8 protein-coding genes and 4 tRNA genes are annotated in these 9389 nt (G+C 48.5%); 7 read left to right on the top strand and 5 right to left on the bottom strand.

Going from position 1 to position 9389, the window contains the following annotated elements:
- Positions 1–88: 88 nt before the first annotated feature.
- The 4 genes from BZG75_RS14920 to BZG75_RS14905 all read right to left on the bottom strand — a co-directional run bounded on the left by BZG75_RS14920 (position 89) and on the right by BZG75_RS14905 (position 5423).
- A complete protein-coding gene (locus tag BZG75_RS14920) occupies positions 89–2674 on the bottom strand; it encodes a family 20 glycosylhydrolase (protein ID WP_021024453.1) in 2586 nt (861 codons plus the stop codon).
- A gap of 199 nt (positions 2675–2873) precedes the next feature.
- Complete coding sequence (locus BZG75_RS14915) at positions 2874–3518, bottom strand: isochorismatase family protein (protein ID WP_021024454.1); 645 nt, start codon at positions 3516–3518, stop codon at positions 2874–2876.
- A gap of 12 nt (positions 3519–3530) precedes the next feature.
- Entirely contained in the window at positions 3531–4880 is a 1350-nt protein-coding gene (gene pssA, locus BZG75_RS14910) for a CDP-diacylglycerol--serine O-phosphatidyltransferase (protein ID WP_077577400.1), read from the bottom strand.
- Between the two features lie 111 nt (positions 4881–4991).
- Positions 4992–5423 (bottom strand): GNAT family N-acetyltransferase, encoded by a 432-nt coding sequence (locus BZG75_RS14905; RefSeq protein ID WP_021024456.1) that lies wholly within the window; start codon positions 5421–5423, stop codon positions 4992–4994.
- Positions 5424–5498: 75 nt separating this feature from the next.
- Here BZG75_RS14905 and murB point away from each other — a divergent pair, with 75 nt between their 5' ends.
- Positions 5499–6533 (top strand): UDP-N-acetylmuramate dehydrogenase, encoded by a 1035-nt coding sequence (gene murB, locus BZG75_RS14900; RefSeq protein ID WP_021024457.1) that lies wholly within the window; start codon positions 5499–5501, stop codon positions 6531–6533.
- On the top strand, positions 6530–7498 hold the full coding sequence (gene birA, locus BZG75_RS14895) for a bifunctional biotin--[acetyl-CoA-carboxylase] ligase/biotin operon repressor BirA (RefSeq protein WP_077461940.1): 969 nt from the start codon (positions 6530–6532) through the stop codon (positions 7496–7498). Before murB ends, birA begins: the two co-directional genes overlap by 4 nt.
- An 18-nt stretch (positions 7499–7516) precedes the next feature.
- Here birA and coaA read toward each other — a convergent pair whose 3' ends face one another.
- On the bottom strand, positions 7517–8455 hold the full coding sequence (coaA, locus tag BZG75_RS14890; protein ID WP_077461939.1) for a type I pantothenate kinase: 939 nt from the start codon (positions 8453–8455) through the stop codon (positions 7517–7519).
- A gap of 209 nt (positions 8456–8664) precedes the next feature.
- Between coaA and BZG75_RS14885 the strand changes: the two genes are divergently transcribed.
- The 5 genes from BZG75_RS14885 to BZG75_RS14865 form a co-directional block, all read left to right on the top strand.
- Positions 8665–8740, top strand: a tRNA-Thr gene (locus tag BZG75_RS14885).
- Positions 8741–8747: 7 nt separating this feature from the next.
- Positions 8748–8832 (top strand) — tRNA-Tyr (locus tag BZG75_RS14880).
- A 37-nt stretch (positions 8833–8869) separates the two neighbouring features.
- Positions 8870–8944, top strand: a tRNA-Gly gene (locus tag BZG75_RS14875).
- Between the two features lie 13 nt (positions 8945–8957).
- Positions 8958–9033: transfer RNA gene (locus tag BZG75_RS14870), tRNA-Thr, on the top strand.
- 104 nt (positions 9034–9137) lie between these two features.
- The coding region (locus BZG75_RS14865; protein WP_242413611.1) for a GTP-binding protein at positions 9138–9389 on the top strand (252 nt) is incomplete at its 3' end.

Below are 9389 nucleotides of genomic sequence, written 5' to 3'. Positions count from 1 at the left end.
ATATATTGTGATCCAATAAAGCCCCGTTTTGTGAACGGGGCTTTTTCTTTTCTATACTTTGTCTTTTCTATATTGCGTGATGGCTCGATTAGTCAATCTTACTGATTCGGCTTACACGTTCACCCGAAACGGTGCGCAGCTGCACAGGAGTGCTCACGTGAGGAGTGTTTGCCGCATCATAGGTTTGCCAGCTTGCGCCATTATCGGTTGAGTACTCAATGGCGAGTCCTGGGAACGGTGAATTCGCTTTTAGTTCGCCATTCTCTATCATCCCACCAGGAACAGGCAAACGGAAGCCAATGCCTTGTTGTTCCAATTGCGGGAACCAGTAGTTTGCTAACTGATTGGCAAAGAGGTTGTAATCCACTTTTCGCTGCGTTTGATTCGCCTCTTTCTCGTTTTGTGTGTTCGCTTCCCAATCAGCACGGTGCCAAGCACGTTCTGCCATGGCAAAGAGGCGAGGGAAGGTCATTGATTCAAACTGGCCATCGGAGCGAATGGTTTCACTCCAAACCGATGCTTGCAAACCGAGTACGTTTTCTGGACGCGTGAGCGTTTTCACTGTTGCGGCCTCGATGACCTCTTTTTTAGTAATTGGTGCGCCATTGCGTTTTGTGTTGGCATTAGCGTAGAGATCATCAGGCATAAAGCTAAACGTTTTACGGGTATCAGTAAAACGCGGTGCCCAATAGTAGCCACGCTCACTCGGATCTGGCTCGTAGGGATGGTCAAAATAGAGGTGTGTGGCTTGGTTATAGATAACGCCATAACCACTGTTAGCGAGGTTATAAGCTCGGTCGGCAACCCCCCATTCCCAGATATTTTGCCATGCATTGCCATATACCTGTTGATTGGTAAGTTGTGATCGTGGATAGACCTGATTAGTGTGCATTAAGCCGTCTTCCCAACCACCGAGATCCAGCTGATAGCGTTGGGCAATGTGTGAGATACGTTCGACAAAGTACTGACTTAAATCATCGACACTACTTACGCCTGTATCATTATTCGTTATAAAGGACTGACAAATGGGCGAGTCGGTCCATGCACCTGCGATTTCGTCACCACCAAAGTGGAATGTGCTGAGTGGCTGAACATCACGATGCGCATCAACTAAAGCGGAGACAACAGTATCGGCAAAGCGGTAGCTCGATTCCATACAAACATTGATGGCATTATCGGTGAACATTTGCACGGAAAGATACTGAGTATCGTCCTCAAAATCAGTCAGTAAATATTCCTTTGCTTTGGCTTCATCGCCTTGTGCCATGTACTTGTGATATCGCGCTTCCATCGCTTTGATGGCGGCGTGTGCGTGACCAGGCATGTCTACCTCAGGGATCACGGTAATATTGAGTGCATCCGCCTTACGCAAGATGGCTTGATAATCTTCCGTGGTGTAATACCCGTCTGATGCTTCTGTGCCGTCCGGTCCTGCGCCTAAGAAGGGCAATACACAGCGGGTTTCTGATAGATCATGACAGCGCTTGCTACCGACTTCGGCCAGCTCAGGGAGGGCTGGGATCTCAATGCGCCACGCTTCATCATCGCTGAGACGCAAGTGGAGTTTATTAAGCTTTAGTGCGGCCATCTGATCGAGTAATTTAAAAATGGCTTCTTTACTGCGAAAGTTGCGTGCCGCATCAACAGAAAGGCCTCGATAGGCAAATCGGGGCGCATCGGTCAGCGTCACCGCCTTGATGCTGTCGCCTGATTTGAGTTGTAGTAAGCTTTGTGCAGCGTACAGGGCACCCGCTTGATCAGGGGCGTCAATCTCAATACGTTGCTGCTCAGGTTGCACATCTAGACGATAAGCTTCATGCCACTGGTCGCTTCCGTTAAGGGTGATTTTTCCCCAACCCAAATGAATAACGTTTTGGTTAGTGGGTGCCCAGTCGCTCGCTGAGATACCAAGCTGATCGGCAAGCCACTTTGCTTGTGCTTGATAACCATTGTCATACACCACAGTCCAATCGCTGTTAATCGTGACATGGCCTTCTTTCTCAACGCGACTGGCCGGTGTTGGCAGTATTTTTCCTTGGATATCTTCCTGTGAAAGGTCGGCGTTGCGCTCGTATCGTTGCTGCGCGGAAAAAGGGTCATAGTGATCGATCAGTGCACCACCATAGCGTTTCCACTGTGCAGGGGAGTTAAATTCACCCACAAAGGTGAGTTCGTCATCCGGCTTGGTGGGCACCTGGCCATTTTTGTGGTTACTGGTACTGGCGATTAACGCGGTATGAGTGCCAGCTTCATCGTCTGACGCCAAATACCAGTTCGGCATAATATCGGATTTCGCTACTTGCCAATCAGAGGCATTAAAGCCAACCACTAATTGGTCACCGGGCGCAAGTGGAACAAAGGCATCAGTGGGTTCGAGTTTAAACAGATCGCCGTTAACATGAGAAACTTTAAGCTGATCAGTGTCGATCGATTTGATCATGCGGATATGACTGAAATAAATCGCCCAGCCAGCTTTGGGGAGTGTCTTGGCGCTTTGGTTAGTAAAGGCGACTTTGCCGGTGAAAGAGCGCCAGTCATCTTGCGTATTATCAATCACTTGGTATTGGACATCGAGACCATTACCTAGTGCATTAAGTTGAGATGAGGGCATTGCCCAAGCGGTGCTACATAAAGATGCACCGATCAATAGACCCAAAGCTGTTGGTTTTTGCATGCTATTCTCCAAACTTATTTTTCATTGTAAAAATAGTTAAAGAGACACTAGAGGATAGCGACAAAGAAGCCTAGTAATCTTATCGGCGAAGGTGTGTTTATGTCTTAGGACTCAAACTTATTCATGCGGTGAGCATAATGTTTACATTAAACTAGCGAGTAAGATCGCAGCAAGCAATCATGTGCTGCTGCGATACAAATTAACGGGGTAGTAGACAGCGCAACGCCAGTTGACTATCGACTAATTTGATACCGACGGCCAGCATCTCGTCACAGGCAGAGGATACGGTTTTAGCATTAATCCCTCGGCAAGCGGCAAGGTTAACGACAACGTCGAAACGACCCCGTTTTTTCAGTTGGATAGCGGTTGTTTTGACGCAGTAATCGGTTGCCAGCCCGCCCACTATTACTGTTTCGACATCTTGGCTATGCAGCCACTCAATTAATCCAGTACTGAGCTTTTCTTCAATATCATGAAAGCAAGCACCATACGGATGAAGATCGGGCTCGATGCCTTTCCAAACCACATAATGATATTCGGTCACTGCTGGCAATGCGTCAATCGTCTCAAACCCTTTCGTTCCGGGAACCGCGTGTTGCACCCAAGTCAGATCGGCGTTTTTATGCGGCAAAGGCTGGAGCATGTCAGCGGGGTCGTCGACCACCCAAATGGCGTTAGCAGGATGCGCATCTTTGGTCAAAACACGTACGTCAGCCAACGTTGCCTGCTCGTTGAGTGCCGGTCCGATGGTATCGCCTTCGGGGACGGGTAATTCGTCAGGACATAACGGCGTAAACGTGCGCTGTGCATCAACGTCAATGGCAGCTATTTTGGCCTGTTTCATTGCGGTTATCCCCTAAAGTATCTGATTGAGTATATGATCGGCCTTAACCCGCTTTATCCGTTTAAGTAGGCGTTTGACTGGCGCAGGATAATCCTCCATTTTTTCTATCTGCTTATAACTGCCAACCAGCTGTGTATGAGCCAAGATCGTATCTACCTCTTGCTGCTTCTGCGCCTCTAATTGCTGATGCTTATCATGAATCAAGATGGCGTTTTCTAAGTCTAGCTTCCAGGCGCGCGGATTGAGGTTATTTCCCGTTAACAGCATATACTGGCGATCGACCCAAATGCCTTTCAAATGGAAGCTGTTGTCATCATGTTTCCAGATATGGATATTTAACTGACGTTTTGCAATCGCTGCTTCGTTGCGACGGGCAAAGTTGCGTAAGTTGACTTCATACAAATAAGGCAGAGCTGAAATCGTCTTAAATGGCGCCTCTGGTGGTGAGTAGAAATCGTTCGCGGTTTTATCTCCCACTATAATCCTCACGCTTACCCCTCGGCGAAGTGCGCGACGGATTTCGCGAACGACACTGCGTGGTGGATTAAAATAGGGCGTGCAAATGACTAATTCATCATGGGCACTGGCAATCAAATGACAGATATAGCGATTGAGCTTATTTTTCCGTTTACCTAACCCGACCATCGGGGTAAGTCCAACTTGGTCTTCACTAATCGGCTCATCTTGATATCGATAGCTGGCCTGCTGTAGCTGACCACGAAACTCACGAATGTTTGGCTTTAGTGCTTTGCTGTTGGGGCGGCCGGGCGAGGTGAGACAGTTGACGGCACTGTCGGCGATTAACGTGTTGACAATAAAGTCTGCCATGGTGTCGGCGAGTACTTTATTGGCGAGCACGTGATAACGGTCATAACGGTATCTATCATGTTGCGCTAAATAGACATCGTTTAAGCTGGCGCCGCTGTATATAACGGTGTTATCAAATACGAATCCTTTTAAGTGCAAAACGCCGAAGACTTCGCGGTTTCTAACTGGCACACCCAAGACCTCTATCTTATGTGGGTAGCGCTCTGCATAAGCTCGATATAGTCCTGCATTACCGTCCGACTGTTCAGCACCAATTAACCCTCGCTGTGCGCGATGCCAGTCGACTAATACTTTGATATCGAGGGCAGGGTTAGCTTGCTTTGCTTCGTAAAGCGCATCCAGAATGCTTCGTCCTGCTTCGTCGTCTTGTAAGTACAGAGCCACCAGATAAATACGTGATGTTGCTTTTTTAATTTCGCTAAGGAGCCGTTCTCTAAATGAGACCGCGTCTAATAAGGTTTCGAGATTTTCTGGCTGGTGCGCAATGGTGGGCAAGCGATCAATAAGCTGCCGGTTTGCGTTCGCTGAATCCATTATTACCTCTTTTTGTTCGACGGCCAGAGTCGAGCATTGATACTAAACCCTGAATGATACCAGAAATTGCGTCAAGCTACGGATCACCGCGCAATGGCTTTGTTGCTAATGTCACGCTTTGGGTGAGTATTCCATCGCCACTAAATCTTTGCCACTTTGACAATAACGGTGCAGGCGTGCAGCCAGATCATCGGGTAATACGTGATGATCGACAGGCGTAAAACCATGCTGCGCATACAAGGTAGTCAGTGGACGGAAAGCTAAGCAAAAGCTAGGACGTTGACACAGTGTTTCTTGCACTGCGTCGAGTAAACGATGACTTAAACCTGTTCCTCGCAGATCAGGGTGTAGCAACATGCCTGTGAGTAACTGATACTCGAGACGTTGCTGAAAGCGTACCGCGCCACATAGTCCACTCGGGCCATCAATGACCCAAATACGTTCATCTTTCTTGGGTTTTCCGGGAGGATAGTGTGTTTTGTAGAACCGCGCTACCAGTGGGAACCGCAAGGGCTCTAGCGGGTGAATGTGATAATTATCCATAGCCTAATAGATGCGCAATACGAGCAGGACAGGTAGTATACCCATCAATGAGTTTTCTAACAGCGTAATGCAACGATGAAGTGGTTATCTGATGTGTCTTTGACACCCCATCATACGTTTGGTTTGCCCGCGCGCGCCCAAGCGATTGTAGAAGCACATTGTGTGCAAGACTTACAAGAGATTTGGCAAGCGTCTGATTATCACAACTCACCGAAGTTAGTGGTTGGTGAAGGCAGCAACCTGCTTTTTTGCCAAGACTTTGAGGGAGTGGTGGTCCTTAACCGCCTAAAGGGGATCACGATCGATAACCACGCTGACCATTACCTATTACATGTTGGCGCCGGTGAGCCTTGGCATGCGTTTGTTGCCTGGAGTATTGATAATGCGATGCCTGGGCTTGAGAACCTGGCATTAATTCCCGGCTGTGTGGGGGCGGCACCGATTCAAAATATTGGTGCCTATGGTGTCGAATTTGCGGAGCGTTGCGCTTACGTCGATATCTATCATCCTGACACGGGCAATCAACGTCGTCTGTCTTGCGATGAATGTCAGTTTGGTTACCGCGATTCGATTTTTAAAACCCCCGCCATGCAGGGATGGGTCATTACTCAGGTTGGCTTTCGCTTGGATAAAGCGTGGAAACCGGTACTCAAGTATGGCGCGTTAGCTGAACTGGATTCTCAACAAGCGACCCCCAAAGGCATTTTTGATGCTGTGTGTGCGATTCGGCGCGCTAAATTACCCGATCCTTCTGTATGCGGTAACGCTGGGAGTTTCTTTAAAAATCCGGTGCTTGATAGCGAGCAAGCGACAAAGTTAAAGGTTTCTTACCCTGATGTGCCGCTCTTTTCCGCGCCTTTGGGACAAAAAAAGGTCGCAGCGGGGTGGCTGATTGATCAATGTGGCTTAAAAGGGAAACGCCAAGGCGGCGCACGCGTTCATCCTCAGCAAGCACTGGTTATTACCAATGCCGAGAATGCGATCAGTGATGATGTGATACGTTTAGCTAAGCATGTCGTCTCGCATGTTTATACGCGTTTTGGTGTGAGGCTTGAGCACGAAGTGCGCTTGATTGATCAGCAGGGTGAAACAACCTTGGAGGCACAATGAAGAGCGCGCATTCGGCACGTCTCGCCTTGATTACACGTTTATCTGATGGTGAGTTTCACTCTGGCGAAATGCTGGGGGAAGCGCTGGGTATGACGCGTGCGGCGATCAGTAAACACATCAAGGTTCTCCAATCTTGGGGGCTTGATATTTATCGAGTACAGGGCAAAGGCTATTGCTTATCACAACCGATTGAGCTGCTCGATGAAGCTTGGTTAAGTGCCCATACCGATATACCTGCTTTGGCTGTGATCCCAGTGATAGACTCAACCAATCAGCATTTAATGGAAAGAGTGGGGCAGCTCAGTCCTGGTAGTGTGTGCCTGGCCGAGTATCAGCAACAAGGCCGTGGTCGTCGAGGGCGTGCATGGCAATCGCCGTTTGGTAGCAATTTATACCTCTCCATGTATTGGCGATTAGATGCAGGGCCTGCGGCGGCAATGGGGCTCAGCCTTGTCGTCGGAGTAGCAATGACAAAAGCGTTACACGATCTGGGTGCGCCAGGTGTCAAAGTAAAATGGCCAAACGACCTCTATTATCAAGACAAAAAGTTGGCGGGTATTTTGGTTGAAATGACCGGGCAAACGGGTGATGCGGCACACATAGTGATTGGTATGGGACTTAATCTCGGCATGGGGGCCCATCTTAACGACAATATTGATCAACCTTGGGCGAAGCTTGCACAGGCGTGTTCACCGATGCCGGCACGTAATACGTTAGCAGCGAACTTGATTGACCGTCTCAAGGCATCGCTTATCGCCTACGAACAGCAAGGTATGGCTAGTATTTTGGCTGATTGGCCACAACTGGATAATTTTATCGGTCGCCCCGTTAAGCTATTAATGGGCGACCGCCAGGTAAAAGGTATTGAGCGCGGTATTGATGAGCATGGCGCCTTATTGCTGGAGGTTGATGGAAACATCACGCCTTACTTGGGAGGGGAAATCTCGTTAAGGCGCGATGATTAGTCCTTATACGAATGCGGACTATTTACGCACGCGAACGCGCTGAACAGAATGGTTCGGGCCTTTTTCTAACACTAAGCTTGCCCGTTCACGGGTTGGCAAAATGTTTTCTAGTAAATTCTTGCCGTTAATATCATTCCAAATGGTGGCTGCTTTCTGTGTCGCTTCTTCGACGGACAAGCGCGTGTAATGGTGAAAATAAGCTTGTGGATCGAGGAATGCCCCGCGCCGAAACTTCATAAAGCGTTCGATGTACCAGTGTTTGAGTAAGTCAGGCTCGGCGTCTACATAAATAGAAAAGTCGAGAAAATCAGAAATAAACACGTGGTGCGGGTCGTGTGGATAGTCCATGCCACTTTGTAGCACATTCAGCCCCTCTAATATTAAAATATCGGGCTTTTCGACTTTTTGCTCATCCGATGTAATGTCGTAGACAAGGTGAGAATAAACAGGCGCAGTGACACAGTCTTTGCCTGATTTGACGTCAGCGACAAATTCAACCAGCTTGCGCATGTCATACGACTGCGGGAAGCCCTTTTTGTGCATGATGCCGCGCGATTCGAGCTCAGCATTGGGATATAAAAAACCATCAGTGGTGACTAACGCCACTTTAGGGTGATCCGGCCACCGGGTTAGAAGCGCTTTTAGGAGCCTCGCCGTCGTGCTTTTCCCAACCGCCACACTGCCTGCAATGCCGATAACGTAAGGCACATGGTTTGACACGGGCTGAGAAAGAAACTCATCAAGCACTTCAGTTCGGCTTTTACGCGCTTTAACATACAGATTGAGTAAGCGCGACAACGGTAGATAGACATCGCGCACTTCATCCATTGATAAATGTTCATTCAAGCCGCGTAAGCGGTCAATGTCATCTTCGGTAAGCGTCATGGGCACTGCATCCCTCAGTTCAGCCCATTGTTGACGGTCGAACGACAAATAAGGCGTTAGCGTTGCGTTCATGATCCATGTGCCTTAAGCCAATAAAGAGAGTGACGATACCGCAAACCAGCGGGAAGGAAAAGCGCTTGCCTATTGTCATCAAGGTGTTGGCTGGTTACTTTCCCAACAATCACACAAAAAAATACCCAAAAGACGCAAAAATCACCCATTTTTTTAAAATTCCCTATTGCACCCCTCAAATCCATGGCATAGAATGCGCAGCACTTGTCGCCGGCTTAGCTCAGTTGGTAGAGCAACTGACTTGTAATCAGTAGGTCGCCAGTTCGATTCCGGCAGCCGGCACCAAAATTTAGGTGGAATTCCCGAGTGGTCAAAGGGATCAGACTGTAAATCTGACGGCTCAGCCTTCGAAGGTTCGAATCCTTCTTCCACCACCAATTTCAAATTGTTTGAATAGCTCTACGAGTAACGATTGCGGGCATCGTATAATGGCTATTACCTCAGCCTTCCAAGCTGATGATGCGGGTTCGATTCCCGCTGCCCGCTCCACTCTTTTTAGAGTGCTGATATAGCTCAGTCGGTAGAGCGCACCCTTGGTAAGGGTGAGGTCGGCAGTTCAAATCTGCCTATCAGCACCATCCTCTCCAAGGTTACTTCAAGCCGTTTGATGTATACTCAACAAACCTGATTGTTGGTTGTGTGGTCGTAATGCCACCGAAATACCGTGCTTAGAGGGACTGTCATGTCTAAAGAAAAATTTGAACGTACGAAAACGCACGTTAACGTTGGTACTATTGGCCACGTTGACCATGGTAAAACTACGCTGACTGCAGCTATCTGTACTGTACTTGCAAAAGTATACGGCGGTGCTGCGCGTGATTTCGCGTCAATCGATAATGCGCCAGAAGAGCGTGATCGTGGTATCACCATCGCAACGTCTCACGTTGAGTACGATACGCCAAACCGTCACTACGCACACGTTGACTGCCCAGGA

Origin of the sequence: Salinivibrio sp. AR640 (genome assembly GCF_001995405.1) — a bacterium.
Classification (GTDB): domain Bacteria; phylum Pseudomonadota; class Gammaproteobacteria; order Enterobacterales; family Vibrionaceae; genus Salinivibrio; species Salinivibrio costicola.
The sequence above is the reverse complement of the archived record's forward strand: the minus strand, read 5'-3'. Positions and strand labels throughout refer to the sequence as shown.

Bases quoted from the DNA above. Each gene is read 5' to 3' on its own strand.
- BZG75_RS14920 (WP_021024453.1), bottom strand. From the start codon at position 2,674: ATGCAAAAACCAACAGCTTTGGGTCTATTGATCGGTGCATCTTTATGT.
- BZG75_RS14915 (WP_021024454.1), bottom strand. From the start codon at position 3,518: ATGAAACAGGCCAAAATAGCTGCCATTGACGTTGATGCACAGCGCACG.
- pssA (WP_077577400.1), bottom strand. From the start codon at position 4,880: ATGGATTCAGCGAACGCAAACCGGCAGCTTATTGATCGCTTGCCCACC.
- BZG75_RS14905 (WP_021024456.1), bottom strand. From the start codon at position 5,423: ATGGATAATTATCACATTCACCCGCTAGAGCCCTTGCGGTTCCCACTG.
- murB (WP_021024457.1), top strand. From the start codon at position 5,499: ATGAAGTGGTTATCTGATGTGTCTTTGACACCCCATCATACGTTTGGT.
- birA (WP_077461940.1), top strand. From the start codon at position 6,530: ATGAAGAGCGCGCATTCGGCACGTCTCGCCTTGATTACACGTTTATCT.
- coaA (WP_077461939.1), bottom strand. From the start codon at position 8,455: ATGAACGCAACGCTAACGCCTTATTTGTCGTTCGACCGTCAACAATGG.